This is a genomic window from Algoriphagus namhaensis, from assembly GCF_042649705.1.
Lineage (GTDB): Bacteria > Bacteroidota > Bacteroidia > Cytophagales > Cyclobacteriaceae > Algoriphagus > Algoriphagus namhaensis.
Genome location: NZ_JBHRZS010000002.1, coordinates 1 through 16,549, shown reverse-complemented (window position 1 = coordinate 16,549; position 16,549 = coordinate 1). Strand labels below are relative to the sequence as shown.

Annotated in this window: 13 protein-coding genes, 1 other RNA gene and 1 pseudogene; 11 read left to right on the top strand and 4 right to left on the bottom strand. The window is 42.3% G+C overall.

The features are described 5' to 3' along the window. The first annotated feature begins 125 nt into the window (after positions 1–125). From ACFOSV_RS00085 to ACFOSV_RS00070, 4 genes are all read left to right on the top strand, one after another. On the top strand, positions 126–1,355 hold the full coding sequence (locus ACFOSV_RS00085; RefSeq protein ID WP_377902153.1) for a M16 family metallopeptidase: 1,230 nt from the start codon (positions 126–128) through the stop codon (positions 1,353–1,355). 5 nt (positions 1,356–1,360) lie between these two features. Beyond that, positions 1,361–2,005, top strand: a complete 645-nt coding sequence (locus ACFOSV_RS00080) for an O-methyltransferase (protein ID WP_377902152.1) — start codon at positions 1,361–1,363, stop codon at positions 2,003–2,005. Positions 2,006–2,071: 66 nt separating this feature from the next. Further along, positions 2,072–3,628 carry a lytic transglycosylase domain-containing protein gene (locus ACFOSV_RS00075; RefSeq protein ID WP_377902151.1) on the top strand — a complete coding sequence of 519 codons (1,557 nt, stop codon included), beginning with the start codon at positions 2,072–2,074 and terminating at the stop codon, positions 3,626–3,628. Between the two features lie 23 nt (positions 3,629–3,651). After that, positions 3,652–4,644 carry a DUF3078 domain-containing protein gene (locus tag ACFOSV_RS00070; protein WP_377902150.1) on the top strand — a complete coding sequence of 331 codons (993 nt, stop codon included), beginning with the start codon at positions 3,652–3,654 and terminating at the stop codon, positions 4,642–4,644. On the opposite strand, the gene ACFOSV_RS00065 is transcribed toward ACFOSV_RS00070, so the two are convergent. Together ACFOSV_RS00065 and ACFOSV_RS00060 are read right to left on the bottom strand one after the other, a co-directional pair. Further along, the gene (locus tag ACFOSV_RS00065; protein WP_377902149.1) at positions 4,641–5,069 is read right to left on the bottom strand and encodes a hypothetical protein; all 429 of its coding nucleotides are present in this window, start codon (positions 5,067–5,069) and stop codon (positions 4,641–4,643) included. The genes ACFOSV_RS00070 and ACFOSV_RS00065 overlap by 4 nt on opposite strands. A gap of 152 nt (positions 5,070–5,221) precedes the next feature. Then, positions 5,222–6,367 carry a DNA polymerase III subunit gamma/tau gene (locus tag ACFOSV_RS00060; RefSeq protein ID WP_377902148.1) on the bottom strand — a complete coding sequence of 382 codons (1,146 nt, stop codon included), beginning with the start codon at positions 6,365–6,367 and terminating at the stop codon, positions 5,222–5,224. A 237-nt stretch (positions 6,368–6,604) separates the two neighbouring features. On the opposite strand from ACFOSV_RS00060, the gene ssrA reads away from it, so the two are divergent. From ssrA to ACFOSV_RS00040, 4 genes are all read left to right on the top strand, one after another. Then, positions 6,605–7,007, top strand: a transfer-messenger RNA (tmRNA) gene (gene ssrA / locus ACFOSV_RS00055). Between the two features lie 364 nt (positions 7,008–7,371). Continuing rightward, positions 7,372–7,953 (top strand): class I SAM-dependent methyltransferase, encoded by a 582-nt coding sequence (locus ACFOSV_RS00050; protein ID WP_377902147.1) that lies wholly within the window; start codon positions 7,372–7,374, stop codon positions 7,951–7,953. Positions 7,954–8,056: 103 nt separating this feature from the next. Continuing rightward, complete coding sequence (locus tag ACFOSV_RS00045; protein ID WP_377902146.1) at positions 8,057–8,917, top strand: glycoside hydrolase family 16 protein; 861 nt, start codon at positions 8,057–8,059, stop codon at positions 8,915–8,917. A gap of 48 nt (positions 8,918–8,965) precedes the next feature. Then, positions 8,966–9,760, top strand: coding sequence for a cation transporter (locus tag ACFOSV_RS00040; RefSeq protein WP_377902145.1), 795 nt, complete (start codon positions 8,966–8,968; stop codon positions 9,758–9,760). Positions 9,761–9,787: 27 nt separating this feature from the next. Here the strand turns inward: ACFOSV_RS00040 and ACFOSV_RS00035 are convergent, their stop codons facing one another. Then, positions 9,788–10,483, bottom strand: coding sequence for an ABC transporter ATP-binding protein (locus ACFOSV_RS00035; protein ID WP_377902144.1), 696 nt, complete (start codon positions 10,481–10,483; stop codon positions 9,788–9,790). After that, positions 10,480–11,964, bottom strand: coding sequence for a DUF5687 family protein (locus tag ACFOSV_RS00030; RefSeq protein WP_377902143.1), 1,485 nt, complete (start codon positions 11,962–11,964; stop codon positions 10,480–10,482). Before ACFOSV_RS00030 ends, ACFOSV_RS00035 begins: the two co-directional genes overlap by 4 nt. A 69-nt stretch (positions 11,965–12,033) precedes the next feature. Here ACFOSV_RS00030 and ACFOSV_RS00025 point away from each other — a divergent pair, with 69 nt between their 5' ends. The 3 genes and pseudogenes from ACFOSV_RS00025 to ACFOSV_RS00015 form a co-directional block, all read left to right on the top strand. Next, a complete protein-coding gene (locus ACFOSV_RS00025) occupies positions 12,034–12,783 on the top strand; it encodes a nitroreductase family protein (RefSeq protein ID WP_377902142.1) in 750 nt (249 codons plus the stop codon). A gap of 434 nt (positions 12,784–13,217) precedes the next feature. Further along, the gene (locus ACFOSV_RS00020) at positions 13,218–14,783 is read left to right on the top strand and encodes a T9SS type B sorting domain-containing protein (RefSeq protein WP_377902141.1); all 1,566 of its coding nucleotides are present in this window, start codon (positions 13,218–13,220) and stop codon (positions 14,781–14,783) included. A 64-nt stretch (positions 14,784–14,847) separates the two neighbouring features. Then, positions 14,848–16,549, top strand: a pseudogene (locus tag ACFOSV_RS00015) (hypothetical protein); the annotation flags it as partial.

Sequence of the window (16,549 nt, the reverse complement as noted above, 5' to 3'; positions counted from 1 at the left end):
TTGTATCGAGTAAAAATCTAATTTTCAAACCAAGCAACTCTACGTTGGGTTAAGTACAAACTTAACATTATTCACGTCGCTTTAAAAGCCTGCATTTTTGCGTAACTTCGCCCTTCTAAACCCCATTGATGATCAATATTAAAGAACTTCCAAACGGGATCCGCATTGTCCATCAGGAGATCACACATACTCGATTGGTCCATTGTGGATTTATATTGAATATTGGCAGCCGAGATGAAACCAAGGCTCAAGAAGGGCTCGCCCATTTTTGGGAGCATATGGCATTCAAAGGAACCAAAAAGCGGAAGACTTTTCATATCCTCAATCGTCTAGAGTCACTGGGTGGAGAACTCAACGCCTATACCACCAAGGAAAAGGTGTGTTTCTATGCCTCTACTCTCAAAGATCACTACCCAAAGGCAGCCGAGCTGCTGTACGACATTACATTCAATAGTACCTTTCCAGAAAAGCAAATCGAGAAAGAGCGACAGGTGATTTTGGAAGAAATGGCCATGTATCGCGACTCTCCGGATGATTCTATTCAGGACGAGCTAGACGCTCTGGTTTTTGAAAATCATTCCCTAGGTAGAAATATTTTGGGCTCGGAAGAAACTGTAGCCTCATTTACCCAAAACGATTTCTTTGATTTTATAGGTACGCATCTGGACACTGAGCATCTGATTTTTTCCGTGGTAGGAAACATTAGCTTTGCCAAAGCACTTCGTCAAATCGAAGGTCCGCTAAAAGATATTCAGCCTAAGAAAAGTCTCTACATTCGAAGTGATTTTCAGAATTATGAGCCTAAGCAAAAGACTATTAATAGAGAAGTAACACAGTCCCTTTGTGCCATGGGACGTCCTACTTATTCACTTCATGATCCGAATCGGTACAAGCTTTTCCTGCTGAACAACATCCTCGGTGGCCCTAGCATGAATAGCCGATTAAATCTCACCTTACGAGAAAAACACGGTTTGGTGTATAGCATTGAGTCCTCCTATCAACCCTTTTCCGATACGGGATTTTTCGGGATTTATTTTGGAACGGAGGGCAAAACCCTGGACAAGGCGAGGAAACTTGTCCTCAAAGAATTAGCCCTACTTCGAAATAAAAAGATGGGTACATTACAGCTGCACATGGCCAAGGAGCAAGTCATTGGGCAAATGGCCATGGCAGAGGAAAATTATGCTGGACTTATGCTGGTTTATGGCAAAAGCCTTTTGGATCATGGCAAAATTGACTCATTGGATAGAATTTTCGATTTGGTAAGAGAAACCAAAGCCGAAGAGCTGCAGGAGATTGCCCAAGAAACTTTCGATCCAGAAATGATCAGTACGCTGACCTACTTACCCCATTAATTCTCATGGACTTCCTTGACCAAGACTTACTTTCCTATTGCGAAAATCACACCTCTCCGGAAGATGCTCTTCTCAAAAAAATAACCCGAATCACGGAGACTCGGGTGCTTTTACCCAGAATGATTTCTGGTCATTTTCAAGGAAAATTTCTGGAGCTAATCTCTAAAATAGCCCGTCCCAAGGTAATTTTAGAATTGGGTACGTATACAGGCTATTCGGCTATTTGCCTGGCCCGAGGTCTAGATTCGGAAGGAAAGCTGATCACCATAGATGTCAATGATGAATTGGAAACCATGGTAAGGGGCTTTTTCAAAGAGAGCGGAATGGAGCATCAAATCGATTATCGACTGGGAAATGCCATGGATATCATTCCAGAGTTAGATGGACCTTTTGATTTGGTTTTTCTCGATGCCGACAAAGTAAATTACAGCGCGTATTTTGATTTACTTATAGATAAGCTAAGTCCAGGCGGTTTTATTCTTGCAGATAATGTACTTTGGTCCGGAAAGGTGGTGGATCTTGGCGGTAAAAAAATGGACAAGGATACTCGCGCTTTGCTTCATTTTAACAAAAAAGTACAGGACGATCCACGAGTAGAAAATGCCCTCCTCCCCTTGCGAGATGGAGTGATGATGCTAAGAAAAAAATAAAGGAATTAAAAAGGGAATCATTTTTGCAGAAAGTAGGCCAACCGTAGGTTTTAAGCCTTTTTTCACATGAAGTACACCAAATTATTCCTTGTTCCTTTTCTTCTGATTCTTTCGCTTTCATTTGAGAGTTTGGCGCAGATCCCACAAGTGCCTGCAGAGCTGGAGTTTGCCGACCTTTTGGTACGGATCAATCCGCAAGCACGAAGAGAAATCCAACTGGATGTGGATGCGCAATATCGAAACCCGGAATATTTCAAAATTAAACTTGATCGGGTAAACCTATACATGCCTTTGGTGGAGCGGGTACTTCGGGAAAACAATGTCCCCGAAGACCTGAAATTTCTCGTGATTCAAGAAAGCAGCTTGATTTCAAATGCTGTTTCCACATCCAATGCGGTTGGATTTTGGCAGTTTAAGCAAGGCACGGCAGAGGAGGTGTTTTTACGTGTCGATGGACAAATCGATGAGCGTCAAAATATTGCTTCCTCGACCAAAGGAGCTGCACTTTATTTAAAAAAACATAATAACTCTTTTGATAATTGGATGTGCGCCTTGGTTTCCTATCAAATGGGCTTAGGTGGAGCCAAAAAGTACTTTGGAGATAGATACAATGGTCAGCGGGTGGTCGATGTAGATCGAAATACGCATTGGTATTTCAAGAAATTTCTTGCCCATAAAATCGCCTTTCAGGATAACATCAATCAATTTACCAGCAATAGAAGACTTGTAGAAGTATCCGTCAATGGCCCGACGACTCTTTCCGCGTTGGCCAAAAAGTATAATGTTTCCGAAGATCATTTGGAAGAATATAATACTTGGACGAAAAATGGTAAAATCCCAGCTGGAAAAACCTATACCCTAGTCTATGTTTCCACAGGTGAACTTCCTATCCAGCCTGCCATCATCGAAAGCAAGCCACAGACCAAGACGGAGAGCAAGGTTAGCCCAAAGTATAGTTTGGCTGATAGCTATCCAAAGGTATCAGGAAACCAAAGCAAGGCCTCTCAGCCAAATCAAATCCGAGTAAACGACATTAAGGCTGTTCAAGCGCCTGCAACCACCACACAGGCTGATTTCGCAGAAGATCTGGAAATCAAAGAAAAGAAGCTACGAAGATTAAATGATCTGGAAAAAGGTGCTCGAATAGAATCTGGAAAGTACTATTACACCAAAAAGAAGAAGGCGAAAGCAGAAGTAGAAACACACATTGTGCGTGCTGGTGAAACGCTGTGGAGCATTTCTCAGAAATATGGTATCAAACTTAGCTCCCTCAAAGCAAAAAATAGAATCCGTAAAGACTCCGAGCTCAAAGTGGGTATGGTTCTCAATCTCCAAGAGCACAGAAGCAGAGGGGAAGAAATTCCGATCGTGCAAGTTCCTGCTCAGCCACAGCCAAGCAAAGTGGTAATTGCTGAGAGCAAACCGACAAGTACACCGACCCAAGTTACCGCACAAACAAACAAGGCGCCGAGTCAAACCTATCATACCGTGAGACAAGGAGAGACGCTTTTTGCGATCAGCAAAAAATACGGAGTTTCTGTGAATGAATTAAAAACCTGGAATCGAATCGGTAACGATAACCTCATCAGCATAGGTCAGAAATTGGTTATCTTCACGCCTTAATTTATCAATGTCGCTCACCCTTCATGCAAAGGTTTTTACTGCTTTTTGGAGCTTTTCTATTCATTTTTGCCCAATCTAGTCGTGCTCAAGATCGGCAAGTAATCCCCGATACGGTTTTGATCAATGGGGACACTTTGCTCATGCTAGGTGACTCGCTTTTGATTGAAGAACCTCCCAAAGAAATATTCTGGAAGACCGGGGGAAATTACAACCTTAACATACAACAAGTAACCCTTAGTAATTGGGCTGCAGGTGGTGCTAGTTCTTTGGCTTTGAACTCGGGCCTTTCCCTTTTTGCCAATTATAAAAAGGACAAGAAAGTTTGGGACACGCAGCTTAATGTCAATTTAGGATTCAATAGTCAATCCGATCGAGAGTACCGAACCAGAAAGACTAATGACAACCTGAACTTTGTGAGTAACTATGGTCGTGAGTTATCCGAATTATACTATCTGTCCACCCAAATCGACTTCCGAACCCAACTTCTTGAAGGCTTTAAATATAGTCGCCCGGGTGGGGGTGATTCTGAAACCCGGCAAAAAATCTCTGACTTGCTCAGCCCGGGCTACTTGCAATCGTCTACGGGTATCAACTACAGACGTACCTACGAAAACGAAAGCAAAGTATCCATGATCTTGTCCCCTTTTACGGGACGATTCACAATCGTGATGAATGACTCACTCAGTCAGGCTGGAGCATTTGGTGTGACTCCTGGCGAAAATGTCCGTGCTGAAGCTGGAGTTTCCTTGAATACCTCCATTTCGAATTTTAAGATAATGGAAAATGTCACCTGGAAGGCAGATCTGAACCTCTTCTCAAACTACGAGCGATTTGGAAATCTAGTAGTGAACTTCAATTCAGTGATCCGCCTAAAAGTGAACAAATTCATCTCCACACGGATCGAGACCATACTAATCTATGATGAGGAGGTCTTCATAAAACAAGATGATGGCACGTCAAAACAGGCCATTCAGCTCCAAAACCTCATAAACTTTGGGATATCTCTGGACTTTTAAAAGTCCGTGTCCAAGCCAAATTTCCGCTGAAACTCCGCGAGGGCTCCGTGCTTCTTTTTGAGATATTCAAACTTCTCAGAGTTGGTATACATTCTGTTTGCACTCTGATCTGCTTCCTCCTGAATGTCAAGCTTGAATGAAATCTCTGACACCTTTCCTTCCTCTCTGAAATAATGTACCAAAGAAGGAATCATCTTTGTCGCGATTTCTTCCTGCACATGCCCAAAAACCTGAATACTGACTTCAGATTCGTGAAATTCCAACTCTTGGTTAAGAATTGCCAACTCTAGGTTTTTATCCTCTTGGGTAAGCTTATCTTTAATTCCTTCGATTAGTTGATTAAACAAAGGGGGCGTAAGGGAAACTCGCTCCACGCTCTTCTCTTTAGCTTCTTCGGCTACAGCCTTCGATGCACTTTCTTCCACCTCATCTTTAGCTGCTTTAGTTAAGAGCTCCTTGGTATTCGATAGGCTTGTGGGGATAGAAAGCGTTTTCGGAGGAGGTGCTTTCTTTAGGGTGTCCTCGATTGCGCTTGTAGCTGGGCTTTTCGAAGCAGAAGGCTCCTCAGTCTTCGGTTCTAGGCTTTTTTTTTTGACTCTGCCTGAGCTAGCTTCGCTAGCGTGAAAGCTTGGGAAAGCTTCGCCACTTTCATCAAGGCCAATTCCACATGCAAGCGCTGATTCTTGCTCATTTTATAATTGATGTCGCATTGATTGATAATATTCAATGCAGAAATCAAAAAGGATACAGAAGTGGACTCACTTTGCTGAATATATCGTGCTTTCGTATCGTCAGAAACCTCCAAAAGCTCCACAGTAGCTGGATCTTTCACTACCAAAACATCCCTCAAATGAGTGGCTAGACCTACGATAAAATTATGCGCATCAAATCCCTTTTTAAGGATTTCATCAAAAATCAAAAGTGCCTCACTTATATCCTCAGCTAAAAAAGCATCTACAACCTTGAAGTAATAATCGTAATCCAGAATATGGAGATTATCTATAGTCTCTTGATAGGTGACTTTCTTACCCGCAGAATAGGTTACGATCAAGTCAAAAATAGATAAAGCATCTCGAAGGGCTCCATCAGCTTTGGTCGCGATCAGTCGAAGAGCCTCCTCTTCAAACTCTACTTTTTCTGCCTCTGCAATTTTGGTGAGATGCGTAGCAATATCCCTGATCTGAATCCTATTGAAGTCAAAAATCTGACATCGAGATAGAATGGTGGGAAGAATTTTATGCTTTTCCGTGGTAGCCAAAATAAAGATGGCATAACTCGGCGGCTCCTCTAAGGTCTTCAAAAAGGCATTGAAGGCCGAAGTCGAAAGCATGTGAACCTCATCGATGATATATACTTTGTACTGACCTTTTTGCGGAGCGTAACGTACCTGATCAACAAGATTTCGAATATCATCTACAGAGTTGTTAGATGCTGCATCAAGTTCGTAGATATTAAATGAACTGTTGTTTTGGAAAGATTTGCAGGCATCGCAGGTATCGCAAGCCTCGAAATCTGCGGTTTTGTTTTCGCAGTTGATCGTTTTAGCCAAAATTCTGGCGCAAGTAGTTTTACCCACTCCTCTAGGACCACAAAAAAGAAAAGACTGCGCCAAGTGATTATTCTTGATCGCATTTTTCAGGGTGGTGGTAATGTGCTCCTGCCCTACTACGCTTTTAAAATCCGCCGGTCTGTATTTCCTTGCCGAAACGACAAAATTTTCCATCACCGCAAGATATAAAAAACTGAGTATTCGGGAGGTAGGAAAAGGCAGGGATTGGAAAGATTTTATTTAAGCATTTGACACTTAGCGGGATTATCTTACTGATATGACTGAGTGCAATCCCTTCCCGAAAATTTCATTGGCACTTTCTAGATGTATTAACCAGATTTTACTCGATGATCTAAAAAATCGAAGAGGTGTTGGGAACAAAATTTCGCTTACTTTTGTCATCCCTACAATGGGGCTGACCGGTATTGACAGGAAGTGTGAATAGCGGGCTCGCATGCAGGCTGGAGTATGTACGGCCTTAAACCATTCATACGAACCATAATTGGCGAATCTAATTACGCCATGGCTGCCTAATCTAACCTTTTAGGATAGACTGCTTTAAGGGTTGAGTCCCCAATCGGGATTCCCCAGCCACATCCCTCCGCCCTCCGTCCTTTCGGGGTGGACTAAGGGGTGTCGATAAGATTGGACTGCTGCTCGAGATGCTATTCATCGGGCCTAAGACTTAATAGCTAAGCCGGTGCAAGGTGTGTCATCCACCATAATCTGGTCGAAAACCAATCGATGACTAAGCATGTAGACGGTACGGTGTTTCCTTATCTGGACGCGAGTTCGAATCTCGCCAGCTCCACAAAACCTCTCCAAATGGAGAGGTTTTTTTATTACCCTCCGAGATAAGTGAATTTTTCATATTTTTAGTTGTAGCTGATAAAATACTGATGATAATCTTGTGCTATTTTAAGATTCAGATAAAATTTAATCCCGCCCCTTTGTACGAATTGAAATCTTTCTAAAAATGAAACTAAAACCTTTCAAAAATGGAGATCTCGTCCTTACCCCCAAAATGTCGATTCAATTAATAGTTGCATTATTTATTTTGGGAATAGGAATAGGAGTAAGCTTTGCTTCACCAAATAACTCTAAATTCTCCTTGCTTTTATGTTCAATTATAAGCCTGGTTATTGTTGTCAACACCTTTCTGAAATCCAAAAACTGAAATGGCAGCTGTCTACGACAAATACTATCAAACAGAAAATCTATTCGGCGAGCCTTATCCAGAATTGATTGAGTTTTTTGCTGGATATCCGAGAAAAGGGAATGTACTTGATCTAGGCTGCGGGCAAGGAAGGGATGCGATATCACTTGCGCGTCTTGGGTATGATGTGACTGGAATTGACAACTCTCTAGTTGGAATTGACCAGATGAATAGAATAGCAAAGACCGAAAATCTTAACTTAAAAGGCCTAGTAGAAGACATTTATGCCTTTGATAATTTTAAAGGATTTGATTTTGTCCTTTTAGACAGCATGTTTCATTTCACCAAAAAGGATAAGAAAAAAGAAGTCGAATTCATCCAACGAATCATATCAGGTATTCAAAGTGAATGTATTGTGGTGATTTGTATCCAGGACTCTGGGAGTAAAATCAAGGTACTAAATGAGGCCATTAGCCAAGATATTCCACTCCGGAGATTAATCGATCGTCAATTCAATTACACTTTTGAAGATCAAGAAACTGGATTTAAATCTGAGACAGCTTACAGAATGATTGCATGGGAAAAAGATTCAGCCTCTGTTTAAGGATTTCTAAATTTTTATCCTGAGGGCACAAGTACTCAGATTTTTGACCTCTACGGAGATAGGTCTTATCTTGGGTAAATTTTAAATGAGCTAACTTAGACCTATGAAAAAGATCCTATCCACCCTTGCATTTCCTTTAGTATTAATTCTTTTTTCTTGTTTCATCTTTTTGAATAAGGGGGCTTCAGACTCCTCTTCTGACCGAGACGACTCTCAAAAATTCGATAATTTGGTTTGGGCTGACGAATTTAATGGCTCAGGGGCTTTAGATGAGGAAAAGTGGTTTCATCAAACCCAATTACCCCCTTGGGGAAGTTGGTTTGGCGGATTAGTTAATCATTATACAAATCGGGTAGAAAACACCTTCCAAAAAGACGGCTTTCTTCATTTAGTAGCCAAAAAAGAAACATTTACCGACCAAGGTGAAACCAAAGAATACACGGCTGCCCGCCTCAATTCTAAATTTTCCTTTACCTACGGTCGAGTGGAAGTACGAGCAAAGCTCCCTTCTGGCGTAGGGACCTGGCCTGCCATCTGGATGCTCAATACCAATATTGATGAAGATGGTGCCTTTTGGGATAATCAGGGCTACGACACTACCAAATGGCCTTATTGTGGAGAAATAGACATCATGGAGCATTGGGGGGATGATCAAGATTATGTATCCAGCGCACTTCATAATGGCTCCAGCTATGGAGATGGGGTCGTGAATGTAGGCGGTCAAAAAATCAAAAATGCTTCAGATGATTTCCATATCTATTCTATGGTATGGGATAAGGACAAGATCGTATTCAGCGTCGACGGAGTAGAACATCTCACCTACGCCCCAGAAGTAAAAGATGAGAACACCTGGCCCTATGACAGTGACTACTATTTCTTGATGAATATTGCGATTTTGCCAGAAATTGATCCTGATTTTACAGAAAGTGCCATGGTGGTAGACTACATTCGAGTCTATCAGTAGTCTTTTCAAAGCGATATTCTTTTGCTCAGACAATTCTCGATCTAGCTAATGAAAAAATCGGTTTTTGAAATAACTCAGATGGATTGCCCCTCCGAGGAGAATTTGATCCGGATGAAACTAGAGGGTGTTGACGGCATCGCCAATCTTAACTTTGATATTCCGAATCGCAAACTGACGGTATATCACTCGGGAGAAATCGGCCCTATTGAAAAGTCCCTTGCCGAACTAAACCTGGGTGAAAAAAAGCTATCGACTTCTATTACTGATCAAGAAGAATTTGAGGAGCATCAAGATCAGAAAAAACTTCTTTGGATGGTTTTACTGATTAATTTTTTCTTTTTCCTACTTGAAATGACTTTTGGCTTGATCTCAAAATCCATGGGATTAGTGGCTGACAGTCTGGACATGCTCGCCGATAGTTTTGTATACGGGATCAGTTTATTCGCTGTGGGTGCAGCGATCCATAGAAAGAAACGCATTGCTAGCATCGCTGGATATTTTCAGATCGTACTTGCTCTTATTGGTTTTGTAGAGGTTTTACGAAGGTTTCTTGGATCAGAAAAATTACCGGACTTTCAAACTATGATTTGGGTGTCACTTTTGGCACTAGTAGCTAATGCCCTTTGTCTTTATCTCTTACAAAAATCAAAAACTAAAGAGGAAGCACATATGAAAGCAAGCATGATTTTCACATCCAATGACGTGATTATCAATGCGGGGGTCATTGTCGCAGCCTTACTGGTCAACTGGCTCAATTCGAGCCTCCCGGATCTCCTCGTAGGGATCATCGTCTTTGCCTTGGTTATTCAGGGGGCTTTTCGAATCCTAAAGCTCGCCAAATAACCAAATTACCAAGAGTATAATTCTTACTTACCCTGTAAAGTAAGCCTCAAGTTCAGCCATCATTGCATTACGATCTCGAAGGTCATTAATGACTTTACCTTTTTCCAAAAGCACAATTCGATCACAAATCTCCGTGACATGGTTCAGATCGTGCGAAGAAATCAAAAAGGTGGTTTGAGACTTTTCTTTCTCTTGTAAAATCAGTTTTTTCAATCGAATCTGAGAACTTGGATCCAGGTTTTCAAAAGGCTCATCTAAGTAAACTACTTCGGGATTGCCCATTAAGGCAGCAGCTATACCTACCTTCTTTAGGTTTCCCTTCGAGAGATCTCGGATGTACTTTTTCTTGCCTTGAATTTCATCATTAAAAAGCTCGGTAAACTTTGACAAGTGCAGGTTCAAATCCTCTTCGGAGAGCTGGTACATTTTGCGAAGCGTCTCAAAATACTCATCTGGAGTCAAGTAAGCCAAGAGCATATGCTCGTCCAAATAAGCCCCAGTTCGCCCTTTCCATGCTTCCGACTTACTCACATCCTCCCCTTCTAGGGTTACTGTGCCTTCCGTTGCTCTTACCAGGTCGAGCATGATTCGAAAAAGTGTGGTTTTACCTGCACCATTATTTCCAACTAGGCCAAAACATTCAGATTTTGGAATCTCCAGCTGTGGCACGTCCAATACAACTGCTTCTTTATACTGTTTTTTAAGGTTTGTTACACTGATCATACTTCTTGTCTAAATGATGATGAAACTTCGTAGCGCTGATTGAGCACTCTTTTTACGTTGATATTGATAAGTTTTTTGGAGAAAATCAATCCTAGCAGACCAACCGATCCAAGTGCCGCTAGACCAACATAGTCATTGATTAGCAAGGCAAAAGGGAGATAAATCGCATAAGGTATGACAATCAATGGTATAATTATCAAGAATTGGGCTGCCCCTACTCCTTCATAATTAAACATCGCTCCCTTATTCAAATCCATGGGTTTTGGTTTCCAAAGCGCCACATAAATCAATAAATGGATGAGAACTCCAATGTTGAAAATAAAGGTGACAAAATGGATCAGCAGAAACTTCCAGCCAAAATACGCATAAGGCACCGATAGCAGAAAGCAAAGGCATGAGATAGAAATGAAGAGTAAATATTTCCCCCGAATCAGAGACTCAATGCCATTTCTTCGATTGATGAAAAAATCAAAATTCGAGGAGTTCCAGCTTAAAAATAGCTGACCATATTGGATCATAAAGATACCTGTGATGAAAATCCCAACGAATATGAAAATGGCACTTACCCCTTCATCCTGATATACTGGATTGGTATAAAAAATCAACCCATAAAGCAAAAAGAAAGCTGAAAGCATGAGATACGATCTACTCTTTTTATGACGGATGATGAGCTTCCATTCCAAATTCGCCATTTCACCAGCATCTCCAAATCTGGAGAAAAATCCTACGCTTTGATTGGCAAAACGAACTTCTTCCTCTTCCGTCAGATCCTCCAGATAGGCATTATTGAGATAGAATCGGTATGTAATAAAGTAGGTCAGAATGCAAAGTCCCAAAAACCCAATCACAGGAATCAGGCTTGTCATAGAGTAAATAAACAAGGGAGCTAATAATTCGCCCATGTTAAACCAGCCCAGATAACTCAATCCGCCACCTAAAATCAATACCACAAAAACCACTACAAGCCCAATAAAGCTATCCTCGAATTTTTGCTTAAACCAAAGCATAAACCAATGCAAAGACCAACTTAACAGAACAATCGTCCCAATCCAGCCAATCAGCCCTAACATACCATGGGCTTCCGCTACCTTACTGATCCCGAAGGGAAGAAATAGGAGAAGGGCTATAATATTTAGTGGAGAGAAAAATGATCGCCCGAGCAGAATATTCATGATTTTCCGCTTTCCGATAGGCAGATGCAGAAGACTCTCCAGTTCGATTACTGGGAGTTTTTGGATAAAATATCTATACATAAACTCACCCAAGAAGAAATAGATGAGCGAACTGTTCACTACGAAAATCGGATCTTGACCTTCTGCTAGCTTATCTATGATGTTGGCCAAAAGGAGACCCGCCATCAATACATAGCTTAGTAATAGAATAGCCAAAAAGATCAAAAGTCCAGTCACTGCCGCACTTTTTGCAAAGGAGGTGGATCGAAAGGACTTGAGCCATTGTAATCGAATGAGTTCGAAAATCATAAGTGGGAATGATTATTTGCATTAAATTCGTGTCAAAAGATAGGGAATATGTGCTATTCCCAAGAAAAAATGATAAGAAAATCACCCGATTTAACGATGAGCGAGACGATGAGTTTTTTTGATGCAGTAGAAAGTAGAAGATCAGTCCGGATTTTTGACCAAGAAACTCCGTTTGATCATGATTTGATTAAGAAGGCACTAGAAGCTGCAATTTTATCTCCAAATAGTTCCAATCTTCAACTCTATCAATTTATCCGCGTTCCCGAATCCTCTTCCTTAAAAGACCAGCTTGCTGAGCTCTGCATGCGACAAAAAGCCGCCACCACGGCTAGAGAATTGGTCGTGGTAGTGACTCGACGAGATCTATGGAAATCGCGTGCAGCTGCCAACTACGAATACATCAAATCGGCGACTCAAAATCAATCCGAGAAGAAGAAAAAACAAGCCCTGAGCTACTACGGAAATTTAATCCCCAAGCTTTACAGCAAATTTCCGGGATGGACCTTGGTAAAAAAATTAATCGCCTTTACCGTAGGTTTAAAACGACCTATGGTTCGAGAGGTCGGTGAAACAGAAGTTCGAATTTCGGTTCATAAATCTGCAGCTTTGGCAGCCATGACCTTTATGCTGGGAGTGAAGGCAGTTGGGTATGATACCTGCCCTATGGAAGGCTTTGATAGCAAGCGGGTGAAAAAACTCCTAAATCTTACCTCAGGTTCTGAAATCTGTATGATCATTGGCTGCGGCAAAGGGCTTCCTGAGGGGATTTATGGTGAAAGATTTAGAGTTGAATCAGAACTACTGATCTCAGAGAAGTGATTACAACACCAAAAAACCTAAGAGTATCACTTGCTCTACCGAAATCTCACCGAATCGGTCATTTGGTTAAATTTAAACCAAGCTTTACATAATTTTTCTTTTTTTTAAACCATTTTTTCTGTAGCAGCTTGTATTTTTACCGCTAGGTCAAGCAAAATTTTGCATTGGCTATTTGGTTTGAATTCAAAAAAAAGATGTTGGAATACAATTTTATGTTCTTTTTTTTGTCTACACCCCAATTTATAATTAAAAAAGTGGAGCTAAATCACCCTTAATTTTAGCTTCATTTATTCATAAAATACAGATCAACAGATACTTATATTATTTGTAAAAGGGCTTTGTACTAAATCGGAAGGACTAATGGCATAATTTATGCCGAAGGTGAAAGATCATAGCTTAAATTTTACCCATATAGAATTACAATTTTACCCAAAATGACTCGAAGCTTCTTATATCGGTGTGTACCGGTTTTTGTAGGACTTTTGTGCTGCGGCCAAACTGTTTTTGCACAATTTGTCAATACGGGTAAATTATCCGTCAAAGAAGGAGCAATTATATGGTCTGCATTTCCATTTGAAAATCGCACCGATGCCTCATTTATAAACGATGGGACAGTAATATTCTTGTCTGATGTAGCCAATGAAGGAGAGTTTACCTTTAGCCAGTCCGAAGAAACCGGACTACTTCGATTAGAAGGGCTTAGTGGTCAGAGTCTAACGGGCTCTTCAAAGATCAACACTTGGAATCTATTCCTTAGCAACGATTCCGACTTCATTCTATCCAATGATCTGCAGGTATCTGGCTTAGCGGACTTTGAGGCAGGGGTAGTCAGGGCAAGTTCTGCTGACCATATTTTTGGTTTTGAAGTAGGTGCAAATTCTGAGAACTCCTCTGATGAAAGCTTTGTAGATGGGAAAGTAGGTGCCGCTATCGAGCAGGAGCTTCTTTTCCCTACGGGAGATGCAGCATTTCGTCGTATTCTTTTCGCTTCTCCAATTCCCGCAGGAGATGAATTGAATATCACTGCTCGATATTTTTTAGAAGATCCAGGTAACCTTTACCCTAGAGATCAAACGGCTCCAAACGTTGTTTTAGTAAATGATGCCGAATATTGGGAACTAGAAAATCTTGAGGCAAGTGACCGCGACTTAAGCCTAACTCTTTCTTGGCGTGATGTGACCACACCTCCTTTTATCTTAGGAGAGCTCAACAAAATTGGGATTGTAAGATGGGACGAAACTGATTCTCAATGGGTCAGTGAAGGAGGAGAAATAGATTTACCAGCACAACTTGTGAGCTCGGCTGTCACACTTAGTGGCACTTCTGTTTATACATTAGGTGTGCTCACTGGGTTTACTAATTTGGGGCTAACAAAAACCTCATTCGACCTTTCCATCTGGGAGGGCGATCAATTTGACTATCAAATCACCCTTCAAAACAATAGCCAGGTTGCCGCCACAGACGTCGTTCTGGTTGATAATCTTCCTAGAGAGCTTGAATTTGTGAGCGTAGAAGGAGAATCGATTTTTGGGCTACTTGAGTTTGACGTAGAGGTCGTCGGCCAGTCTGTTATCATCCGTATCCCCGAGTTTATCGGCGGCGATGAGGCCACTTTTACACTGCGAGTAAGGGCAGCTGATCCAGGCCGAATCATCAATGTGGCAGAGGTAAGCTCTTTTGAACCAGATGAAGATCCTAGTGACAACCTGGATACAGATGAAAATGAGGTGAAATCATTCTTCATCCCAAATGCCATCACGCCAAATTCTGATGGATTCAATGATCAATTTGAAATAAAGGGACTCAACAAATTTGTCTCTAACAAGCTTACTATTTTCTCACGTTGGGGGGATAACATCCTTGAAGAAGATAATTATTCGAACAACTGGGAAGCAAAAGGGCTTGTGGCAGGCACCTACTTCTACATTTTAGATGTGGTAGAAGAAGATGGAAGCACTCAGTCCTTTAAGGGTTGGATTCAAGTAATTAAGGAGGATTAAAAAAACAAAACGCTGTCTTCACGGTCAAAATTAAAGCATTAAAAGTTTAGTAAATATAGAGGTTATGAAAAAGGTATTACTGGTAAGTTTCTTGGCGCTATTTGTCGGTGTAGCCCATGCGCAGGTAGGGATTGGGACAGAAAATCCCCATCCATCTACTATTCTGCATATTGAATCTTCCAATCTTGGGATTTTGATCCCAAGACTCTCACTTAATTCCCCAGAGGATGCAGCGTTGCTACCTGGAGGACCTGTGGATGGCCTTTTGGTTTTCAACATCAATCAAAGTGAAACTATTGAGCCCGGCTTCTATTTCTGGCGAGAGGGGAGTTGGAATCGAGTATTGGATTCTGATAATCTGGACGATATTGACGATCAACTTGCCGCAGTAGGCACAGAACTGGAGGATATCCGCATGAAAATGCAAGGGAGCCTAGTTGTGAATGAAGATGGCACAATAGGTTATTTTGATGAAAATGGGGATTTCATAGTCTTAGACCTCGAAGAAATTGTACAAAACTTACAAACCATTACCACACTTACCGACAATGCAAATGGGACTTTTACTTTCACCTCTGAAGATGGTACAGCAGTTACCTTCAATGCAAATACCGAACTTTTAGATAATGGTGATGGGACGTTTACTTTTACCAGCGCTGCAGGAATAAGTTTAGATTTTGATTCTAGACGTGCTTTAATCACTGACAACGGTGATGGTACTATTTCAATCACCGATGATTTCGGGAATACTGACGTAGTCGATGGTTCTATCACTAACGAATTACAAACCCTTGCAATTAATGGGGATCAGCTTTCCATTTCCGATGGAAATACTGTTACTCTCCCTACATCCACAGGGCCTCAAGGTCCAAAGGGTGATAAAGGTGACCCAGGAGAAATGGGCCCTTCCGGCCCTCAAGGTGCTGCTGGTGCTGACGGAGCCGATGGAGCAACCGGTGCAACTGGTCCTACAGGACCTACCGGAGCTGCTGGCACTAACGGAATAGACGGAGCTACTGGAGAAACCGGAGCTACTGGAGCAACCGGACCAATTGGACCTACCGGTGCTGATGGTGCAACTGGTCCACAAGGACCTACCGGACCTCAAGGTGATACTGGCGCCACTGGACCACAAGGGGATACTGGTCCACAAGGCCCAATTGGACCTACTGGTGCAGATGGAGCAGATGGCGCAACTGGTGCAACCGGACCTACTGGTGCGGACGGAGCAACCGGAGCGCAAGGACCTACTGGACCAACCGGTGCAGATGGACCCACTGGACCTCAGGGTGCTCAGGGAATACAGGGCGAGACTGGACCTACCGGAGCAACCGGACCTAAAGGAGATACTGGTGCTACTGGTGCACAAGGAGAAACAGGGCCTACCGGACCTCAAGGAGATACCGGAGCTACTGGTGCACAAGGACCTACTGGAGAAACCGGAGCTACTGGAGCTGCTGGCGCCGATGGAGCAACTGGTGCTACTGGTGAAACCGGAGCTACTGGACCAACCGGTGCTGATGGACCTACTGGACCTCAGGGTGCTCAAGGAATACAAGGCGAGACTGGACCTACTGGACCTCAAGGGGATACTGGTGCACAAGGCCCAATTGGAGCTACTGGAGCAGATGGCGCCGATGGAGCTACTGGTGCACAAGGCGAAACAGGACCTACTGGAGCTGCTGGCGCCGATGGAGCTACTGGTGCTACTGGTGAAACCGGAGCTACTGGACCAACCGGTGCTGATGGACCTACTGGACCTCAGG

What these genes read in the sequence shown, in the direction of transcription:
- ACFOSV_RS00050 (WP_377902147.1), top strand. Translation starts at nt 7,372, where the DNA reads ATGGCAGCTGTCTACGACAAATACTATCAAACAGAAAATCTATTCGGC.
- ACFOSV_RS00040 (WP_377902145.1), top strand. Translation starts at nt 8,966, where the DNA reads ATGAAAAAATCGGTTTTTGAAATAACTCAGATGGATTGCCCCTCCGAG.
- ACFOSV_RS00025 (WP_377902142.1), top strand. Translation starts at nt 12,034, where the DNA reads ATGATAAGAAAATCACCCGATTTAACGATGAGCGAGACGATGAGTTTT.
- ACFOSV_RS00020 (WP_377902141.1), top strand. Translation starts at nt 13,218, where the DNA reads ATGACTCGAAGCTTCTTATATCGGTGTGTACCGGTTTTTGTAGGACTT.
- ACFOSV_RS00060 (WP_377902148.1), bottom strand. Translation starts at nt 6,367, where the DNA reads ATGGAAAATTTTGTCGTTTCGGCAAGGAAATACAGACCGGCGGATTTT.
- ACFOSV_RS00075 (WP_377902151.1), top strand. Translation starts at nt 2,072, where the DNA reads ATGAAGTACACCAAATTATTCCTTGTTCCTTTTCTTCTGATTCTTTCG.
- ACFOSV_RS00035 (WP_377902144.1), bottom strand. Translation starts at nt 10,483, where the DNA reads ATGATCAGTGTAACAAACCTTAAAAAACAGTATAAAGAAGCAGTTGTA.
- ACFOSV_RS00045 (WP_377902146.1), top strand. Translation starts at nt 8,057, where the DNA reads ATGAAAAAGATCCTATCCACCCTTGCATTTCCTTTAGTATTAATTCTT.
- ACFOSV_RS00070 (WP_377902150.1), top strand. Translation starts at nt 3,652, where the DNA reads ATGCAAAGGTTTTTACTGCTTTTTGGAGCTTTTCTATTCATTTTTGCC.
- ACFOSV_RS00030 (WP_377902143.1), bottom strand. Translation starts at nt 11,964, where the DNA reads ATGATTTTCGAACTCATTCGATTACAATGGCTCAAGTCCTTTCGATCC.
- ACFOSV_RS00080 (WP_377902152.1), top strand. Translation starts at nt 1,361, where the DNA reads ATGGACTTCCTTGACCAAGACTTACTTTCCTATTGCGAAAATCACACC.